The sequence below is a fragment of the Acidithiobacillus sp. HP-11 genome, from assembly GCF_015100075.1.
Lineage (GTDB): Bacteria > Pseudomonadota > Gammaproteobacteria > Acidithiobacillales > Acidithiobacillaceae > Acidithiobacillus > Acidithiobacillus thiooxidans.
In genome coordinates this window covers 25,310-42,075 of record NZ_JACKYY010000025.1, presented here as the reverse complement: position 1 = coordinate 42,075, position 16,766 = coordinate 25,310, and the positions used below count along the sequence as shown (strand labels likewise).

The 16,766-nt window shown below is 52.3% G+C and carries 22 protein-coding genes and 1 tRNA gene; 1 reads left to right on the top strand and 22 read right to left on the bottom strand.

Annotated features, from left to right (window positions below; all coding sequences use genetic code 11):
* Positions 1-79: 79 nt before the first annotated feature.
* The 12 genes from H7F08_RS08845 to H7F08_RS08790 all read right to left on the bottom strand — a co-directional run bounded on the left by H7F08_RS08845 (position 80) and on the right by H7F08_RS08790 (position 8,878).
* The gene (locus tag H7F08_RS08845) at positions 80-370 is read right to left on the bottom strand and encodes a hypothetical protein (RefSeq protein WP_193640349.1); all 291 of its coding nucleotides are present in this window, start codon (positions 368-370) and stop codon (positions 80-82) included.
* Between the two features lies 1 nt (position 371).
* The gene (locus H7F08_RS08840) at positions 372-1,697 is read right to left on the bottom strand and encodes a glycosyltransferase family 2 protein (protein WP_193640348.1); all 1,326 of its coding nucleotides are present in this window, start codon (positions 1,695-1,697) and stop codon (positions 372-374) included.
* A complete protein-coding gene (locus H7F08_RS08835) occupies positions 1,687-3,129 on the bottom strand; it encodes a diguanylate cyclase domain-containing protein (protein ID WP_193640347.1) in 1,443 nt (480 codons plus the stop codon). Before H7F08_RS08835 ends, H7F08_RS08840 begins: the two co-directional genes overlap by 11 nt.
* Before the next feature lie 217 nt (positions 3,130-3,346).
* Positions 3,347-3,423, bottom strand: a tRNA-Met gene (locus H7F08_RS08830).
* Between the two features lie 142 nt (positions 3,424-3,565).
* A complete protein-coding gene (locus tag H7F08_RS08825) occupies positions 3,566-4,162 on the bottom strand; it encodes a hypothetical protein (protein ID WP_031573890.1) in 597 nt (198 codons plus the stop codon).
* Positions 4,163-4,281: 119 nt separating this feature from the next.
* Positions 4,282-4,716, bottom strand: a complete 435-nt coding sequence (locus H7F08_RS08820; protein ID WP_031573887.1) for a DUF6691 family protein — start codon at positions 4,714-4,716, stop codon at positions 4,282-4,284.
* Complete coding sequence (locus tag H7F08_RS08815; protein WP_024893174.1) at positions 4,716-5,141, bottom strand: YeeE/YedE family protein; 426 nt, start codon at positions 5,139-5,141, stop codon at positions 4,716-4,718. Before H7F08_RS08815 ends, H7F08_RS08820 begins: the two co-directional genes overlap by 1 nt.
* A gap of 30 nt (positions 5,142-5,171) precedes the next feature.
* Positions 5,172-6,035, bottom strand: coding sequence for an MBL fold metallo-hydrolase (locus H7F08_RS08810; protein WP_193640346.1), 864 nt, complete (start codon positions 6,033-6,035; stop codon positions 5,172-5,174).
* A 105-nt stretch (positions 6,036-6,140) separates the two neighbouring features.
* On the bottom strand, positions 6,141-6,917 hold the full coding sequence (locus tag H7F08_RS08805) for an ABC transporter permease (RefSeq protein ID WP_193640345.1): 777 nt from the start codon (positions 6,915-6,917) through the stop codon (positions 6,141-6,143).
* Positions 6,917-7,849, bottom strand: a complete 933-nt coding sequence (locus H7F08_RS08800; RefSeq protein ID WP_319026043.1) for an ATP-binding cassette domain-containing protein — start codon at positions 7,847-7,849, stop codon at positions 6,917-6,919. The genes H7F08_RS08805 and H7F08_RS08800 overlap by 1 nt, the downstream gene beginning before the upstream one ends.
* Positions 7,827-8,561, bottom strand: coding sequence for an alpha/beta hydrolase (locus H7F08_RS08795; protein ID WP_193640344.1), 735 nt, complete (start codon positions 8,559-8,561; stop codon positions 7,827-7,829). The genes H7F08_RS08800 and H7F08_RS08795 overlap by 23 nt, the downstream gene beginning before the upstream one ends.
* On the bottom strand, positions 8,561-8,878 hold the full coding sequence (locus tag H7F08_RS08790; RefSeq protein WP_024893179.1) for a (2Fe-2S) ferredoxin domain-containing protein: 318 nt from the start codon (positions 8,876-8,878) through the stop codon (positions 8,561-8,563). The genes H7F08_RS08795 and H7F08_RS08790 overlap by 1 nt, the downstream gene beginning before the upstream one ends.
* A 72-nt stretch (positions 8,879-8,950) precedes the next feature.
* Here H7F08_RS08790 and coq7 point away from each other — a divergent pair, with 72 nt between their 5' ends.
* Positions 8,951-9,577 (top strand): 2-polyprenyl-3-methyl-6-methoxy-1,4-benzoquinone monooxygenase, encoded by a 627-nt coding sequence (gene coq7 / locus H7F08_RS08785; RefSeq protein ID WP_031573872.1) that lies wholly within the window; start codon positions 8,951-8,953, stop codon positions 9,575-9,577.
* A gap of 13 nt (positions 9,578-9,590) precedes the next feature.
* On the opposite strand, the gene H7F08_RS08780 is transcribed toward coq7, so the two are convergent.
* From H7F08_RS08780 to rpe, 10 genes are all read right to left on the bottom strand, one after another.
* Complete coding sequence (locus H7F08_RS08780; protein ID WP_010641086.1) at positions 9,591-10,076, bottom strand: RrF2 family transcriptional regulator; 486 nt, start codon at positions 10,074-10,076, stop codon at positions 9,591-9,593.
* A 10-nt stretch (positions 10,077-10,086) separates the two neighbouring features.
* Positions 10,087-10,512: an OsmC family protein gene (locus H7F08_RS08775; protein WP_010641088.1), complete on the bottom strand. Its 426-nt coding sequence runs from the start codon at positions 10,510-10,512 to the stop codon at positions 10,087-10,089.
* 37 nt (positions 10,513-10,549) lie between these two features.
* Positions 10,550-11,362, bottom strand: a complete 813-nt coding sequence (gene trpC / locus H7F08_RS08770; protein WP_031573869.1) for an indole-3-glycerol phosphate synthase TrpC — start codon at positions 11,360-11,362, stop codon at positions 10,550-10,552.
* Between the two features lie 9 nt (positions 11,363-11,371).
* On the bottom strand, positions 11,372-12,382 hold the full coding sequence (gene trpD, locus H7F08_RS08765; RefSeq protein ID WP_024893182.1) for an anthranilate phosphoribosyltransferase: 1,011 nt from the start codon (positions 12,380-12,382) through the stop codon (positions 11,372-11,374).
* A complete protein-coding gene (locus tag H7F08_RS08760; protein WP_010641092.1) occupies positions 12,379-12,954 on the bottom strand; it encodes an anthranilate synthase component II in 576 nt (191 codons plus the stop codon). The genes trpD and H7F08_RS08760 overlap by 4 nt, the downstream gene beginning before the upstream one ends.
* Before the next feature lie 83 nt (positions 12,955-13,037).
* Positions 13,038-13,457 (bottom strand): type II toxin-antitoxin system VapC family toxin, encoded by a 420-nt coding sequence (locus H7F08_RS08755; protein WP_193640343.1) that lies wholly within the window; start codon positions 13,455-13,457, stop codon positions 13,038-13,040.
* Entirely contained in the window at positions 13,444-13,701 is a 258-nt protein-coding gene (locus tag H7F08_RS08750; protein WP_031573862.1) for an AbrB/MazE/SpoVT family DNA-binding domain-containing protein, read from the bottom strand. The genes H7F08_RS08755 and H7F08_RS08750 overlap by 14 nt, the downstream gene beginning before the upstream one ends.
* Before the next feature lie 87 nt (positions 13,702-13,788).
* The gene (gene trpE / locus H7F08_RS08745; protein ID WP_065974593.1) at positions 13,789-15,309 is read right to left on the bottom strand and encodes an anthranilate synthase component I; all 1,521 of its coding nucleotides are present in this window, start codon (positions 15,307-15,309) and stop codon (positions 13,789-13,791) included.
* A 105-nt stretch (positions 15,310-15,414) separates the two neighbouring features.
* Entirely contained in the window at positions 15,415-16,101 is a 687-nt protein-coding gene (locus tag H7F08_RS08740; RefSeq protein WP_031573857.1) for a phosphoglycolate phosphatase, read from the bottom strand.
* On the bottom strand, positions 16,102-16,764 hold the full coding sequence (rpe, locus tag H7F08_RS08735; protein ID WP_010642498.1) for a ribulose-phosphate 3-epimerase: 663 nt from the start codon (positions 16,762-16,764) through the stop codon (positions 16,102-16,104).
* Between the last annotated feature and the right edge of the window lie 2 nt (positions 16,765-16,766).

Below are 16,766 nucleotides of genomic sequence, written 5' to 3'. Positions count from 1 at the left end.
GCCAAATCCAGGGCACGGGGCTATCGCACCCACAAGAATTTTATTAACATGGCTTACCTCGTACTGGGTAAGCTGGATCTCAAGCTACCCACTTAAAACAGCGAGGAACCTGATATGTGAGAGTGGATGTATTAGAAATTACCGCACGGTTATTTCCAAAACCTGATCCCAAAAAAAGATTTAAACCTTGATTGGCTTGGTCAATTTTTAATTGCTGTTGCAAAACGTCTATGTCTGCTTTGGCAAGCTGATTATCAATAGCCGAATAGTTTGCCCAATGAACAAGATCATCCACTGTTACTTCGGCAGAAGCTGGAGTGCAGATTACCAGGAGCCACATCATAATTAATCTAATTGGCAGTGTTTTCATGTTAGAATTTTGTTTTACGTAATACCCACCATGGTGCCATGGCAGAATCATAATGAGTACCAATAAATATTTCTTGGATGATTGCAAATGCACTGTTGACTCTGGTAATGAATGCAAAAAATGGATATAATAATAAAAATGGTAAGTATTTTATATCTTGACTAATGCGTTCTGATATCCCAATGATGTAAAAAATGAATAGTATTAATAGTGCAATAAGGTATACGCAGTATATAAACATGAGAAGGCCTACTATTACCCCTGTATCAAATAATATGAAAAGTGCTACAGTATAAAAAGTGATTATGAAGGGCATTAATATCTGCTGGATTAATCCGGAGTATAAGATAAAAAAGAAATTCTTCCAGCCTAATAGTTTTGGACGAATATTGTAACGATATTTTCGTATAAAAATATAAAAAAGATCACCGTCCCATCGCCATCGCTGTTTGATGAAATCTTTAAAAGTCACTGGTACATCCGTGTGGCCTATAGCCATCGGATCGAAAACTATTCTTAAACGGCTATGCCGACCAAAGTGCTGCTTAATTCGCAGCGTCATATCCAGATCTTCCGCGGTACCAGCATCCCAACCTCCAGTTATTCGAATAAAAGATGTGCGAAAAACTCCAAAAGCGCCAGATATATTATTGACTACATTGAATTCGGAAAGTCCAGTTTTTCCCGCTGCGATGGAAAGCATGTATTCGATATTTTGAAATATGGTTGTCAGTGATTTATCTCTGTTGCGTACACGTAAACAACCAGCTACACCAATCACATTCGGATCGTCAAAATGCTGCGTAGCATTTTTTATCATATCATTATCAAAAGAGGTATCGCCGTCTAAAGCCATTATTATTTCCCCGGTGGCAAACATCAGGCCTGTATTCAGAGACGATACGCGTCCACCTCGTTGCCACTTCGGTATCACCTGTAGGCGTCTATTTGGTAATTTGTTTACCTCTTGTATGCAACTAAGGGCTGCGCTTAGAGTGTTAGCATTTTGCAGTGCGCCATCAATAACAGGAATTATTTGAATGAATCCAGGATATTCTTGATATGCGAGAGAAAGAATGGTTTTTATAACATCTCTTCCTTCTGAGTAGCAAGTGATTGTGCATGATACAGAAGGATATTTTTCACGCCATAATACTGGGCGAGTCTTAGCCAGAGTGTAACGAATTATTCCAATTAATACAAGTAGGTACAGTGGAAGTTCAAGTATGATTGCGAACGGAAAAAACTTTAATGCGAGATTCAGTCCGGAACCGTGCTTCGTTGTATCCATCAATCGCATAAATGTCCATACCGCTTCAGCCCACATGCTTTTGTACTTTTTTGCTGAGTTTTGCCATAACATCATTTACCGTAGTCTTAGGTATGATATCTTGTGGACATTGTAGTGAATGTATTTCCGCCTGAATATTTGATTGTTGGGGTATATTTAACGTAGATAATATGCCTTTAAGCCTATTCGCAAAGCCTTCTGCTGATGACATAGGTAAAAATATCCATAATCCATATTCACCAAACCGAGTTGCCAGGTCAGAATCTCGTTGCAATTCACTAATTCTCAATGATATTTCATCAAATAATGCATATGCACGCAATGCTCCAATCTGTTCGATGATTTCTTGAGCGTTTTGAATGTTAAAAAGTACAAGCCCAAAGCCTATATCTGGATGGCGTTCTTGGATGCTGAGTGACCATGCGATTGTTTGGCGAAAATAAGCACCTACTACATAGTTTGAAGTCTTCACATTGGTGAAGCTTTCGTTGGAGGCTCCTGAGCGAAGTAGCATCCGGCCTTTTACTGATAGTACTAGGGTCGATATATCATGGGGAATCATTTGTTCAGGAAGATTTTCTGATCCACAATCCAAGCAATTCGCTCTGATCTTAGGCTCGATAAATATATGATGGCAACTTTGACACGCGTATTGAGTCAGTGGCCGATCATAGTCTACACCGATGTGTCGGAGTCTGGTGTTACATTGAGGACAAAGCATTCCACTGGGTGACTGAAAGTCTGTTTCCGGACCGACATGCCCGCAAGTAAAGCAGTGTAGAGCTGCTGTTTTGTGAATTTCTATACTTTCGCATTGTGGGCAAACATCAATAAAGTGCGGGTGTGCGCTTCCGCAATGCGGGCATTCTCTGGTTCGATCCAGCAATGTTCTTGGAATTAGCGTTTGCCTTTTAAGTAGATCGATTAGTACGATGTCTGCTAATTCTTCTGTTTTTGAAAGAACGTCTATCACAGGATATCGGTACAGTCGCTTGCTGTTTCGATCGAGTACCGGTCGAAGCTCAGACTGCTCACGAATATATTGGTAGAGCATTATTTTTTCATCAGTCTGCAGGGCTTGCGGGTCAAGCTTGAGGCTTATAAGTAATTCTTGCATTTGCTGTGCAGAACTCATCGCTTCAACAAGTGTTTTATGACCATCTAACAGAGGATTCTTGTTGTTGGTGTTATCTGTATATACAGGATGGACCCAGTACTGAGACTGACGGATATGCGAAACGGCCTTGTTTTGTTCAGCTTCAGAAAGCCCCTGTAACAAGAAGCCGAATAGATTGATATTCCCTTCAACTACAGCGGTCTGGTCTGTGACATGAATTACGTTTTCTGGAAGCTGGCCCGGCTTGTCGGGGCTGATCAGTACCAAAAAAAAGCGTTTTGAAGTTGGAAAGGAAGTCATACTCGAAACTGACTCATCTGAAGCTGTCATTTTGGTTTCAGGGGATTTCATAGGCTAATATCCATTGGACACAGCGAATAAAAATTCGAAGCATGGAAGCAACATCTAGTTTTCTCTTGAAAACTATACACGATTTTCATGGTAATTTCTATGGGTTATATAACTAGCAACTCAGTGGATAACGCCCATAAAATCAAAAGGATGATTACAGTAAAATGTAACAAGATAAGAAAAAAGCTCAGACCGAGGTCTAAGCCTTTGTAATATTTGGTGGCGCTTCAGGGATTCGAACCCCGGACACGCGGATTATGATTCCGCTGCTCTAACCGACTGAGCTAAAGCGCCAATAGCAGCAAATTAAAGCGTTTGCAGTCGCTGTTGTCAAGTTAACAATAGCGAACGAAGCAGGAAAATTCTCCATCCCGATGACCCGGTGCAGTCTTTTTATAATTCGCAATTAATTGATTTTAAATTGTTTAAAATATATTTACTGGTGGGTTGGATCAGGATCCCCGGCTTGTAACTGTTTTGCGAGCGCATCCAGTTTTTGCAGGGCAGGTATGACCGGTTTCTGTAGTTGCTGCAGGTTCGCTTCAGGAAGTTTTACCGGGCAAGTTGCTGATATCCAGCGACCTTGTTGAGTGAAGTGATCGCCGAGTTCAGGAGAGGAGGAAAAAGTCAGTCTGCCGGAACCCGACATGATGGCGCGGTGCAGGACACTACGATTGTCACTGAAAATCATGGTGATATTTTGTGTTGCCGTACCGTTGGGGAGATTTTGAAAACTGTGGAGATGCACCGTGGTACGGTGTGGAGAGTTGATGACGGCATTGTCGGTCTCCAGATTCCGGCTATTTCCAATGCTTGGGAGAAAGGCCTGCAGGCTGCCTGTTTGGGCGTTCCAACATTCATATTGAGTCATCTTACTCTGCTGCTGCCAAGGCCCCTGGATGATCGATACTATCCGCCACAGTCCCGATGCAATCATGGGCTGGGTATCGGGGCTAGCCGCAGCCGGCGACAATGACAGTGTGATAGCCAGGCCTAAAAATGAGAGTACCCATAGCCTGAGGGCTTTATTCATATACGCTCAATGGTAAGAATATTCTAATTGATTCAAAGTATAAACAGGCATACCAAAAAACGCAAAAAACCTTCCCGCGTTTAAAATCGGGAAGGTCTGCGAAATTCCGGCCTAGGTACTCAAGCCATGGCAGGCTTTTGAAAGTGTCGCCGCAAATACGGGGTGAGAGACATTCCCATTATCATAGTCAGGAAAAATAAGATGCCACTGATTCCGTTCAGGCCCAATCCAGCTACGGCCGGTCCGGGACAAAGACCGACAAGTGCCCATCCGGCACCAAATAAGGCAGCGCCGAAAAATAGCTCCCAATCAATACGAACCGAGGCTGGTACAGGCAGGACGTTGCCCAGCAGGGCTTTGCCTCGACGGGCGCTTAAGGGCCATGCGAGGAGCATGGGCAGAATGGCACCACCGAGAACAAAGGCGAGGGTCGGATCCCAATTACCCAGAACATCCAGCCAGCCCTGGACCCGATCGGCATTGAGCATATCAGAAACAATCAATCCCAGACCAAAAAGAGATCCTGCAAACAAGGCGCTGATCAGTCGTAACATTAAATCACCCCCAAAAGTTGCCGGAAAATAGAAATGGCGATGACCCCGCTCATTAAATAAACTGCCGTTGCGAAAATACTGCGTATGGAAAAGCGCGAGATCCCGCAGACACCATGTCCGGAAGTACAGCCATTGGCCAGACGACTACCGATACCGACCAAGAGGCCGGCGATGATGATCAGGCTGAGGTTGTTGGTGACGTGAGTTTCGACCGGGGCAATAAAGCGGACCCAGAGCACCGGAACCATGAACAGGCCGAACAGGAAAACGATTCGCTCCCGGCCATTTCCCCAACCAGAACGATCAATAAGACCGCCAATAAGACCACTGACGCCCATAATGCGACCGTTGACCACCAGAAAGATCAAGGCCGCAGTGCCAATCATCAAACCTCCGATAAAACCCATGAGCCATTCATGTTGCATCAGAATTTCTCCAGTCTGCTTCGGGGCAAATTAAACCGCATTGAGAGGAATGCGGAGGTAGGCGACGCCGTTATCCTCCTTCGGGGGGAGCTCGCCAGCGCGGATATTGACCTGAAGTGCTGGCAAAATCAGTTTGGGCATGGCCAGGGTTGCATCCCTTTTTTGGCGGAGTTCAACAAAATCGGCCAGACTCCGATGATTGCCGAGATGAATGTTGTGGGCTTTTTCCTCGGCGACCGTGCTCTCCCAGCGGTATTCGTCACGTCCCGGAGCCTTGTAATCATGGCAAACAAACAGACGTGTTTCCTCCGGAAGCGCAAATATGCGTTGCACCGAATGGTACAGTGTCTCGGCGCTACCACCCGGAAAATCACAGCGGGCAGAGCCGTAGTCCGGCATGAACAGGGTGTCGCCGACAAAGACCGCGTCGCCGATGACGTAAGTCAGGCAAGCGGGTGTGTGGCCGGGCGTATGCATGACCTGCACGGACAGTTTACCGATGGTAAAAGTCTCGCCATCGGCAAAGAGATGGTCAAACTGTCTGCCATCCTGAGGAATCTGATCGGACTCGTTATAGATCTGGGCGAAAGTTTTTTGCACCTGGGTGATGTCAGCCCCGATGCCTATTTTGCAGCCGAGTTCCTTGCGGAGAAAATGTGCCGCACTGAGGTGATCGGCATGGGCATGGGTATCGAGTATCCACTCAACCTGCAGATTTTCCTCGTGGACGCGCGCAAGGAGTTTGTCAGCCGAGCTGTGCGAAGTGCGCCCGCTGGCATAATCAAAATCCAGGACCGGATCAATAATGGCGCAAGAGCGGCCCTCGGGCTCTTTGACCAGATAGCTGGCGGTGAACGTGGCTTCATCAAAAAAGCATTCAACAATGGGTTTCATACGCTCGCTCCTCATTTAGATAATATTTGTATATTTAATTATTCTAATTCTATGGTCAATATGGTCGCGAGTCCACAAGCTGTTGCCAAGGAGCAACTTAATCTGTCAGCGCAACAGGCGTCGGACCAGTAAACGCCAGGCGATCAGGTAGGGAATTAGGGTATATAGCAGTAGAACGCCGAGATGGTAAGGCACTTGCCGGGGGAGTTGTCCGGTTAATAGTGGGCGCATCAAGGCTACTGCATGGGTCAGCGGCAATACCTGGGCAATATCCTGGGCAAAGGCGGGGAGTGAGTGCAAAGGATAAAATACCCCGCAAAATAAAAACATGGGGGTGACAGCCAGGGTGAAGTAGTACATGAAAAAGTCATAACTTCGGGCCATGGCGGTCATGACCAGGGCGAGGCTGCCGAAGCTTAATCCCGACAGCAGAATGACCGGAATGCTCAGCCATACCCAGGGCCCCTGAATGGCTCCGAAAAAGCTGGCCACGATGATAATGGCGATAGCACTGATCAGGCCTTTGATGGCAGCCCAGAGCACCTCGCCGGCCAGAATGTCGCTGACCCGTAAGGGGGTGGCCAGCATGGCGGCATAAGTATGTTGGGCGCTCATCCGGGTAAAAGCCGAATACAATCCCTCAAAACTCGCCGTATTCATGACACTGCTGGCAACAATGCCCGAAGCAATAAAAGTGATGTAGGGCATGCCGTCCATGTGTCCGACAAAATGCCCGAGTCCATAACCCAAAGCCAGTAAATACAGTAATGGATCACCGAAATTGCCAAGCATGCTGGGGAGCAGGAGTTTCCGCCATACCCCGAAATTGCGTTGTACCACCGCCAGGGCTCCGGGATTGGGAATGGCATCTTGCCAGGACATCAGTGCTCGTCCTCACGCAGATTGCGGCCTGTGAGTCTTAAAAATACATCTTCAAGACTGGCGGGACGCTGCAACCATCGGTAATCCGGGTTATGGACAAAATGCGCCAGCACTTGCTGCAGGTTCTGCCCATAACAAATGAGGGTGTCCCCGACTCTTTCACTGAGCGCTACCTGCTGTTGATGCCAGTTTTCGGGATCCGGGGTGCTGCCATCCAGGCGGCGCAACTCCAGCACTTCGCCGGGAATATGAGATTCAATCAGACCTCTGGGGGTGTCCTGCGCGAGAATGTGACCCTGATCAATAATGCCGACCTGATCGGCAAGTCGTTCTGCCTCGTCCATGTAATGGGTGGTGAGCAACAGGGTGGTTCCCTGCCGGCGTAAGTCCCGCAGACGTTGCCAGATCAGGTGCCGTGCCTGCGGGTCGAGTCCGGTGGTCGGTTCATCCAGCAGCAGGAGCTGCGGCGCGTTGATGAGCGCGCGGGCAATGGTGAGGCGGCGTTGCATGCCACCAGACAGGGCGGAGATAGGTTGCCGGGCATAGCCGCTCAGGGTCATGAAATCCAGCAATTCCGCACTGCGTTGACGGATTCTGGTCTTGGGAATACGAAAATAGCGTCCGTAGGTCCAGAGGTTCTCTTCTACAGTAAAATCCGGGTCGAGGTTGTCCATTTGCGGAACGACGCCGATTCTGGCGCGACCCGCTGCCCCCAAGGTGGAAAGGGCCTGTCCATCCATGCGGATTTCTCCGCCGTCCAGGGGGGTGAGGCCCTGGATAGCCCGGACAGTGGTACTCTTGCCCGCGCCATTAGGGCCTACCAGGGCATAACAACTACCCGCAGGAATGGAAAAATCCACCCCCCGCAGGACTTCACGGTTACCATACTGCTTGTGCAGATGTTTCAGTTCAAGAAAAGCGGGATTCAGCACAGGGGCTTGTTCCCGTATAGCGCATCTTGGCTACTTCGTCTGCAAGGGATTGCAGCAGCGCTGTCTGCAGGGTGTTGAGTTGACCATGAAAAAAATGATCCGCAGGCAGCAGCAGGGTTGTGGGGTTGACGGGTAAGTCTGCCAGCCACTGTTTGACGTTGGCTGCCGGTACCAACTCGTCCTGCTCACCCTGAATCAGGGTCCAGGGACAGCGGGGTGGCGACAGGTGCTGGAAGTCGAACAGATTGACGGGCGGGGCCACCGTCAGCAGGCGCGTGATATGGGGATGGTGGTGTACGGCCCGATAGGCCACGTAAGCGCCAAAAGAAAAGCCGGCCAGCCAGATATCAAAACCCGGACGTCTTTCCTGCACCCAATTCAGGACGGCCAGACAGTCTTCTGTTTCCCCCCGGCCGTCGTCATAACTGCCGGCGCTTTCTCCGACACCCCGAAAATTGAAGCGCAGGGAGGGGATGCCCAGCAGGTTGAAGGTTCTGCTGAGATAATGCACCACCTTGTTGTGCAGGGTGCCGCCATAGAGCGGGTGCGGGTGGAGAAGGACGGCTACTGCTCCCCGGGTTTCCTTTTCAGGACAGGCGGTAAGGCCTTCCAGATCACCTGCCGGGCCGGGGATGAGGACTTTCTGGCCGACGCATTCCAGGCCCGCCAGCTCCCCTCCGTCATACAGGTGACTGCGGTCTATGGGCAGCATCAGATGCGCAACCTGTCTACGGGAACCCCGTCACGCAGATGGGATTCGACAATTTCCCGCACATCATCTCCATCGACAAAAGTGTACCAGATGGCGTCCGGATAAACGACGGCCACCGGGCCTTCCTGGCAGCGTCCCAGGCAGCCACAGCGATTGACGCGGACCTGATGATCACCATGAATACCCAGGGATTTGGCATGTTTCTTGGCCAGATGAAACATTTCGTCGGCCAGCCCGCTGTTGTTGCAGGCCTGTTCACCATTGTCGCGATGATTCAGGCAAATGAACATGTGCCGTTGATAAAAACCTTCTTCCATAAGCGTTGACCCTTTCTCTGCTCAGGGACATCATACCCGAATCAGCTTTTACAAACAGCGTACGGAGAAATCATGCTCAGCGATTTGCTTGTCGCCAATCTGGATAATGCCCTGCGTACCCTGACCGGTCAGCACGTCGGGAGTAATCGCCCCTATCCCGGCCGGGCGGTGCCCGATACCTTGCTGCGTCCCTGGGAACGTCAGGAGGCAGGGCGAATGATGCGGGTCAATCATGCCGGTGAAGTGATGGCGCAGGCCCTGTATACGGGCCAGGCGGCAGGTACCTCTGATCCAGAATTACGCGCGCAATTGGAACATGCCCGCAGCGAAGAAGAAGATCATCTGCGCTGGTGCCAGACCCGGCTGCAAGAACTCAACAGTCGTCCCAGTCTTTTATCCCCTCTTTGGTACGGAGCGGGCTGGAGCATGGGCTTTCTCGCCGCCCGCCAGGGTCGTGCAGCCAATCTCGGTCTGGTGGTGGCGGTGGAAAATCAGGTGGAAGAGCATCTGAACGGGCACCTGGATACCCTGCCAGCTGATGATGATCGCAGCCGGGCCGTGGTGGCGCAGATGCGGGATGATGAAGTAGGACATGCCGAGACTGCAGAATCCCTGGGTGCCGGGAAACTGCCCATGCCGGTGCGGATGGCCATGGCGGCGTTTTCCAGGGTGCTGACGCAGGGAGCACTCTGGATTTAAGCCTCCCGAAAACTCAGGATGCCTGGTTTTTGGTGGCCAACGGCCGGATATGGAGTTCTGAACCCCCCGGCAGATGAATACGGTAACGACCGGCCCGTACGGCTTCTGCCATGCTGCCAATGGTTTGCTTGCCGAGTAAACTCATGACTTCGGCCTTCAGAGGCTTCCACTGATAGTGGACCGGGCAGGCGGTTTCGTCGGCACAGGCCTTGAGTCCCAGCACGCAACCCTGGCCGAAGGGTTGTCCTTCCACCACTTCGACAATATCCAGAATGTTCATCTGGTCGGCCCCCGGCCTCAGCACAAAGCCACCACCACGGCCCTTAAAAGAATCCAGTACCCCGCGTTTGGCCAGATCCTGAAGGATTTTTGCCAGATATTGGGCCGGAACCCGCAGATAATCGGAAATATCCCGGCTCAGCACCGGTTCGCCCTCCGGTTGGGCGGCAAGATAAATTAATGCTTGTAAAGCATATTCGCTGGTTTTACTCAGTAGCATGAAAACATCCTCAGGATTCGTCGACGACTGTAAAGTCGTGGGTGATTTCCGCTGTTTTCCCCAGCATGACGCTGGCTGAACAGTATTTTTCCGCCGACAGGCTGATGGCGTGTGCTACTCGCTTGGGATCCAGTGCGTTGCCGGATACCATAAAATGCAGGTGTATTTTGGTGAATACCTTGGGGTCGGTATCCGCCCGTTCGGCCTGGATGTCAACCACACATTGCTGGATGGCCTGCCGGGATTTTTGCAGGATCATGACCACGTCAATGCTCGCGCAACCACCGAGACCCATGAGCAACATTTCCATGGGACGTGCGCCGAGATTGTGTCCACCAATTTCTGCGGATCCATCCATGACCAAGGCATGACCACTGTCAGCATTGGCCACAAAACTCATTTGACCCGGGCCCATCCATTGTACGCGTGTCTGCATGCGTCGCCCCCTTTTACTTTTGAACAACAATCTATCATTAGATGACAATATGGGCGTCAAGTAAACCAAACAGCTTACTCAAAGCCGCACCGGGTTGCGCTTCGCGCATGAAGACTTCGCCGACGAGGAAAGCGTTGACGTCCGCCGCACGCAGTTGCAGGACATCCTCAACCTGGCGAATGCCGCTTTCGGTGACCACAATGCGGTCTTCGGGTATCTGTGGAAGTAACTGCAGGGTGGTTTCAATATCGGTCACGAAGCGATGCAGATCGCGGTTATTGATGCCAATCAATGGAGTACGCAATTTTAGGGCACGCTGGAGTTCTGCGCTGTTGTGTACTTCGACGAGTACAGCCATACCCAGGTAATGTGCAGATTCTTCCAGGGTTTGCAGTTGTTCATCAGACAACGCCGCGACAATGAGGAGGATGGCATCTGCGCCAATGGCGCGTGCTTCCCAGACCTGATAGGGATCAATGCAGAAATCCTTTCTCAGCACTGGAACGGAACAAGCTTCCCGGGCAGCCGTCAGGTAAATGTCGGCGCCCTGAAAATAATGTTCATCCGTCAGTACTGACAGGCAGGCAGCGCCGTGGGCTGCGTAATCCTGGGCAATGCTGACGGGATTGAAATCTTCCCGGATAATGCCTGCGGAAGGGGAGGCCTTTTTGATTTCGGCGATGACTGCGGCTTGCCCGGCGCCGATTTTACTGCGGATAGAACCGATGAAATCACGCGCTGGCCCGCTCAGGGCTACAGATTCCTGCAATTCAGCCAGGCCAAGGCGAGCCTTGCGTTCAATGATTTCAGCGTGTTTGCGGGTAATAATTTCCTGGAGTATGTCCGTCATACGGATCCTTTATTGGTTTTTGCCCAGTAATTCCTGCCATTTATTCCAGGCAGCTCCTGACTTCAAAATGTCTCTTGCCAACACCACACCAACCGCCATATCGGGTACCACATCTGCCGCATAAAGTGCCGCCCCCGCGTTCAGTAAAACCACATCCAGGCGCGGCCCAGCCCGGTTTTGCAGGACCTCTTCAGCGGCCGACAATGCTTCTGCTACGCTGTTAATTTGCAGGCTGGCAAGCGGTGCGCGCGCAATACCGAAGTCCTCCGGCTGAATACGGCTGCGCGAAATCACCCCATCCTTCAGTTCGGCCATGTCCGTGGGGGCAGAAAGACTGATTTCATCCAGGCCGTCATGACCATGAACCACCAGTACGTGACGGGAGCCCAGTTCCCGTGCCGCTTCGGCCAGTGGCATCAGCCAGCGTTCGGCATATACGCCGAGCACCTGATGCGGGGCTCCCGCCGGGTTACTCAGGGGACCCATCAAATTGAACAATGAGCGAATAGCCAGTTCCTTGCGCGGACCGACGGCATGGCGCATGGCACCATGATGCGCCGGTGCAAACAGGAAGCCGATGCCGATTTTTTCGATGCTCTGGGCCACCGCTTCGGGGTCCATATCCATGGGCAGACCCGCAGCTTCTAGAACATCTGCACTGCCACTGCGACTGACCATGGAACGGTTGCCGTGTTTGGCTACCCGGGCGCCCCCCGCTGCTGCGACGACGGCAGATACCGTGGAAATGTTGAAGGTGCTCAGGGCATCTCCGCCGGTCCCGCAGGTGTCGAGCAGATGATCGGTGGAAACTTCTACCCGGGTCATGCAGGCGCGCAGCGCCAGGGTGGCACCAACCAGTTCTTCGACCCGTTGTCCCTTCATGCGCAGGCCCATGAGGAGGGCACCAATTTGCGCAGGCGTCCAGTCACCGGCCATGATTCCGGCAAATACATGCTGGGCTTGCTCTCGGGACAAATCCTGCCCGGCGGCAATTTGTTCAAGAATGTCGCGGACCATCATCGGGTTGCTTCTCCCTGTAAGAAGTGCTGGAGGAGGGTTTTACCACATTCGCTGAGAATGGATTCAGGGTGGAACTGCACCCCTTCCACGGCCAATGCGCGGTGACGTAAGCCCATGATTTCTCCCGCTTCCGTCCAGGCCGTGATTTCCAGACTTTCCGGCAGGCTGTCGCGTTCGACAATCAGGGAATGATAACGGGTGGCGGGAAAGGGATCGGGCAGGTCGTGGAAGATTCCCTGACCATGGTGATGGATGGGCGAGGTCTTGCCATGCATCACCTGATCGGCGCGGATCACCTTGCCACCAAAAGCCTGACCGATGGCCTGATGGCCGAGACAAACGCCCAGCAGCGGGATTTTTCCGGCAAAGTGCTGGATGGTGGCAATGGAAATGCCCGCTTCATTGGGGGTGCAGGGACCGGGCGAGATGCAGATATGGCTGGGAGCCAGTTTTGCAATGCGGGCAATATCAATGGCGTCATTGCGTTCTACCCGTACTTCTGCACCAAGCTCACCAAAATACTGCACCAGGTTGTAGGTGAAGCTATCGTAATTATCGATCATGAGCAGCATAATTTCACCATCCTATTGATTTTTATGCATTCAACCATAAAACACTCGCGAATCATGCCCTTTCATACCCTCTTTAGCGACGGCTACTTGGCAGGGACAACGACTGCAGGTGTAACAGCAAGACGTTTGGCGCGGCGCGCAAAGCGACGGTCATCAAAGCTTATGAATTCCGTGCAGTGGCTGCTGGCCAGCAAGTGCAGGGCATCGGCGAAGTCCAGCCCCTCTGTGTGCCAGGCCAAGGCATCGGCGATGCGCGACCATTCCTCGACATTGACGTTGGGCAGACCAAGCAGATGTGTGACGACCCTGACGAAATCCTCGTCCGCGAAGCCATAAAAGGCGCGCAAGACCCATTCGAGCTCAAGGATTACGGTCAGGGGCACGAACACCTGGGGAGATTCGGTCAGGAGTCTATGGGCAATCGGTCGTTGTCTGGCGGCCTCGGGGTCAGCCGGGTCAGCCACATAGAAACGTGCCAGAATGTTGGTATCAAGGGCGATCATCTTTGCTTTCCCGCATGGCGAGGGCGACATCAAAATCGGCAAGACGGCGCTTGCCCGGCCGCGTGCAAACCAGCATGCCAAAGCCGTCTTCGGCAGTGGTTTGAGTGACTTGGCGCTTCACCTCGACGTGGATGACATGACCTTCCAGGCTGAAATCGAGTTGACAGCCGGGGGTGATGCCCAAGCGGCGACGGATTTCCACCGGAATGACAACTTGGCCTTTATCGGAAACAGTTGTTAACATGGCAACATTCCCCTCTTACCTAGTAAGAATATTTTAGCACAAGGCATTATTCCGACAACGGAATGCAGGTGGCGTAGTCTGTAATTGTCAATCATGAGCAGCATGATCTGCCCTCCCTTCGGGGTCGAGGCCGTTTTCGGCCAGGGCTACAGCGCGGAACATGGCGCGGCGCTTGTTCATGGTTTCTTCCCACTCTGCTGCGGGTTCGGAGTCGGCCACAATGCCTCCTCCGGCCTGAATATGCAGGGTGCCGTTTTTGATGACTGCAGTGCGGATGGCGATGCAGGTATCCATGTTGCCATTCCAGCCCCAGTAGCCCACGGCCCCGGCATATACGGCCCGGGATACCGGTTCGATTTCCCGGATGATTTCCATGGCACGAATTTTCGGCGCTCCTGATACGGTGCCCGCCGGAAAGCTGGCACGGAGGGCATCCATGGCATCCAGCTCCGGGCGCAGCCGACCAGTGACCTGGGAAACAATGTGCATGACATGGGAGTAGCGTTCAATGCCAAAGGAATCCGTCAGTGTGACCGAACCGACTTCGGCAATTCGGCCCACATCATTGCGGGCCAGATCAATCAGCATGAGATGTTCGGCACGTTCTTTGGGGTCTGCCAGAAGCTCTTTTTCCAGGGCTTCATCCTCTGCCCGGGTTTTGCCCCGGGGACGGGTTCCGGCAATGGGGCGTACGGTGACCTGCTGGTCTTCCACCCGGACCAGAATTTCTGGCGAAGAGCCCACCAGATAAGTGTCGTCCAGATCTACATAAAACATGTAGGGAGAAGGATTGACGCCTCGCAGGGCCCGGTAAAGGTCCAGAGGATGGGCACTCAGTTCGGTGGACAGGCGTTGCGAAGGCACGACTTGCATGACGTCGCCAGCAGCGATGTAATCCTTGATGTGATCCACTGCGGCCATGTATCCCTCACGGCTGAAACTGGCGGTGAAGTCTTCTTCCCTCACCCTGCGGGTTTGCACGGGGGGTGGCGGCGGCATGGCGCTTTGTCGTAGCCGCTTCTGCAGCGCATCCAGGCGCTGAAGACCCTGGTGATAGGCCTTGTCTTGACTGGGATCCACATGAACCAGAAGCCGGATGGTTCCACGTAAATTGTCAAAAATCAGCAGTTCATCGGCCACCAGCAACTGGATTTCCGGCAGATCGAGCGGATCAGGGAGGGTTGCGCTACGCGTCAGACGCGGCTCAATATAGCGAACAATATCGTATCCGAAGTAACCGACCAGTCCGCCACTGAAACGGTCATCAATGGCTTCTTCCAGGGGCGCGACCCGAAAGCGCGCGCGAAATGCGCTGATCCATTCGAGCGGGTCTTGCGGCTGGGCCCGTTCCGTTTCGACCCCCTCATTATGAACGGTCACCAACCCGTGATGCACGCGGATGATCTGCCGGGCAGGGAGCCCGATGATGGAGTAACGCCCCCATTTTTCACCGCCCTGAACGGATTCGAGTAGATAGGCATAGGGACCGTCTACCAGTTTCAGATAGGCGGAAAGAGGAGTATCGAGGTCGGCAATGACCTCGCGGGAAAGGGGAATGCGGTTATAGCCCTGGCTTGCCAGGGCAGCAAAAGTGGCTTCAGAAATCACGGATCACCTCGTTGGAACGATAAAAAGAAGGGCACTGCTTTTCAGCAGCAACGCCATCGTTTTCCCACACGTTCCAATTTCCGCATAATTTCCGTTACTCCTGTCTCAGGCGAGAATATCCAATAATTCACTCATATTGTCCAGTACAGCATCGGGATTGAGCGTGTGTACGGGTTCGTCACCATGATATCCATAGGTTACACAAGCTACGGGCATGCTAGCTGCGCGGGCTGCCTGGGTATCATTGCAGGAATCTCCGACCAACAAACAGTCACCTACCGGCTGATGAAAGTGGGCAGCAGCATGCAGGAGTTGCAATGGATCCGGCTTCTTTTTGGGAAGGCTGTCACCCGACAGGACCAGGCCAAAAAAGTCATATAACTCCAGACGTTTTAACAGGGGTTCGGTAAAAGCCTTGGCCTTGTTGGTGATGCAGACCAGCTCCCGGCCTTGCGCCTGAAGGGCTTTGAGGGTGTCGCTTACGCCTGGATAAATCTGACTGTGATCCAGCAGATGCTCTCCGTAGTATCGACTGAAATCGACCATGGCGGCGTCCAGTTCTGCTTCGCTGGGTTCCTGCTGAATACTCAGGGCCCGGCGCATCAGTTCACGAACGCCATTGCCGATGAAGCCGCGAATCACCGGCATCCCGGCAGGTTGACGCCCCAGTTTGCGAAGGGCGTGGTTGGCGGCTCCCGCCAGATCCGGAGCGGTATCAATGAGCGTACCGTCCAGATCCAGCAGTACCACCCGCGCCGTGAAGGGTGCGCTGACGTTCAGTTGCACCGTCATTTAACCCGCCAGTGCCTTGCGGAAAGCCGCAATGGTAGCTTTATAGTCTGGAGTGTTATAAATGGCGCTGCCGGCGACAAATACATCGGCACCAGCATCGGCGACCCGGCGCACATTATCGACTTTAACGCCACCATCTACTTCCAGTTCAATATGCTTGCCGGTAGCGTCAATGCGCTTGCGGATGGCTTCGATCTTACGCAGGGTGTAGTCAATGAAACTCTGACCGCCAAAACCGGGGTTGACGCTCATGACCAGTACCAGGTCCAGGTTTTCCAGGACGTAGTCCAGCACATCGAGGGGCGTTCCGGGATTGAGCGACACGCCAGCCTTGCAACCGAGGCTGTGGATCAACTGAATGGTGCGATCCAGATGAATGGTTGCTTCCGGATGCACGGTGATGATGTTGGCACCGGCCTTGGCAAACTCGGGAATGATGGCATCCACCGGGGCAATCATCAAATGCACATCCAGAGGCTTCTGGGTATGGGGTTTGATAGCCGCAGCGACCAGCGGTCCAATAGTCAGGTTGGGTACAAAATGGTTGTCCATGACGTCAACATGAATATAGTCGGCGCCAGCTTCATCCACTGCCCGCACTTCTTCACCCAGGCGGGCAAAGTCAGCAGAGAGAATGGAGGGTGAAATCTTGAATTGTGTCATAC

What these genes read in the sequence shown, in the direction of transcription:
- H7F08_RS08755 (WP_193640343.1), bottom strand. Translation starts at nt 13,457, where the DNA reads ATGATCGCCCTTGATACCAACATTCTGGCACGTTTCTATGTGGCTGAC.
- rpe (WP_010642498.1), bottom strand. Translation starts at nt 16,764, where the DNA reads ATGACACAATTCAAGATTTCACCCTCCATTCTCTCTGCTGACTTTGCC.
- H7F08_RS08845 (WP_193640349.1), bottom strand. Translation starts at nt 370, where the DNA reads ATGAAAACACTGCCAATTAGATTAATTATGATGTGGCTCCTGGTAATC.
- H7F08_RS08835 (WP_193640347.1), bottom strand. Translation starts at nt 3,129, where the DNA reads ATGAAATCCCCTGAAACCAAAATGACAGCTTCAGATGAGTCAGTTTCG.
- H7F08_RS08740 (WP_031573857.1), bottom strand. Translation starts at nt 16,101, where the DNA reads ATGACGGTGCAACTGAACGTCAGCGCACCCTTCACGGCGCGGGTGGTA.
- trpD (WP_024893182.1), bottom strand. Translation starts at nt 12,382, where the DNA reads ATGATGGTCCGCGACATTCTTGAACAAATTGCCGCCGGGCAGGATTTG.
- trpC (WP_031573869.1), bottom strand. Translation starts at nt 11,362, where the DNA reads ATGACGGACATACTCCAGGAAATTATTACCCGCAAACACGCTGAAATC.
- H7F08_RS08780 (WP_010641086.1), bottom strand. Translation starts at nt 10,076, where the DNA reads ATGCTACTGAGTAAAACCAGCGAATATGCTTTACAAGCATTAATTTAT.
- H7F08_RS08840 (WP_193640348.1), bottom strand. Translation starts at nt 1,697, where the DNA reads ATGTGGGCTGAAGCGGTATGGACATTTATGCGATTGATGGATACAACG.
- H7F08_RS08795 (WP_193640344.1), bottom strand. Translation starts at nt 8,561, where the DNA reads ATGCTGCCCATAGACCGCAGTCACCTGTATGACGGAGGGGAGCTGGCG.
- H7F08_RS08775 (WP_010641088.1), bottom strand. Translation starts at nt 10,512, where the DNA reads ATGCAGACACGCGTACAATGGATGGGCCCGGGTCAAATGAGTTTTGTG.
- H7F08_RS08815 (WP_024893174.1), bottom strand. Translation starts at nt 5,141, where the DNA reads ATGCAACATGAATGGCTCATGGGTTTTATCGGAGGTTTGATGATTGGC.
- H7F08_RS08810 (WP_193640346.1), bottom strand. Translation starts at nt 6,035, where the DNA reads ATGAAACCCATTGTTGAATGCTTTTTTGATGAAGCCACGTTCACCGCC.
- H7F08_RS08760 (WP_010641092.1), bottom strand. Translation starts at nt 12,954, where the DNA reads ATGCTGCTCATGATCGATAATTACGATAGCTTCACCTACAACCTGGTG.
- H7F08_RS08825 (WP_031573890.1), bottom strand. Translation starts at nt 4,162, where the DNA reads ATGAATAAAGCCCTCAGGCTATGGGTACTCTCATTTTTAGGCCTGGCT.
- H7F08_RS08820 (WP_031573887.1), bottom strand. Translation starts at nt 4,716, where the DNA reads ATGTTACGACTGATCAGCGCCTTGTTTGCAGGATCTCTTTTTGGTCTG.
- coq7 (WP_031573872.1), top strand. Translation starts at nt 8,951, where the DNA reads ATGCTCAGCGATTTGCTTGTCGCCAATCTGGATAATGCCCTGCGTACC.
- H7F08_RS08750 (WP_031573862.1), bottom strand. Translation starts at nt 13,701, where the DNA reads ATGTTAACAACTGTTTCCGATAAAGGCCAAGTTGTCATTCCGGTGGAA.
- H7F08_RS08790 (WP_024893179.1), bottom strand. Translation starts at nt 8,878, where the DNA reads ATGGAAGAAGGTTTTTATCAACGGCACATGTTCATTTGCCTGAATCAT.
- H7F08_RS08805 (WP_193640345.1), bottom strand. Translation starts at nt 6,917, where the DNA reads ATGTCCTGGCAAGATGCCATTCCCAATCCCGGAGCCCTGGCGGTGGTA.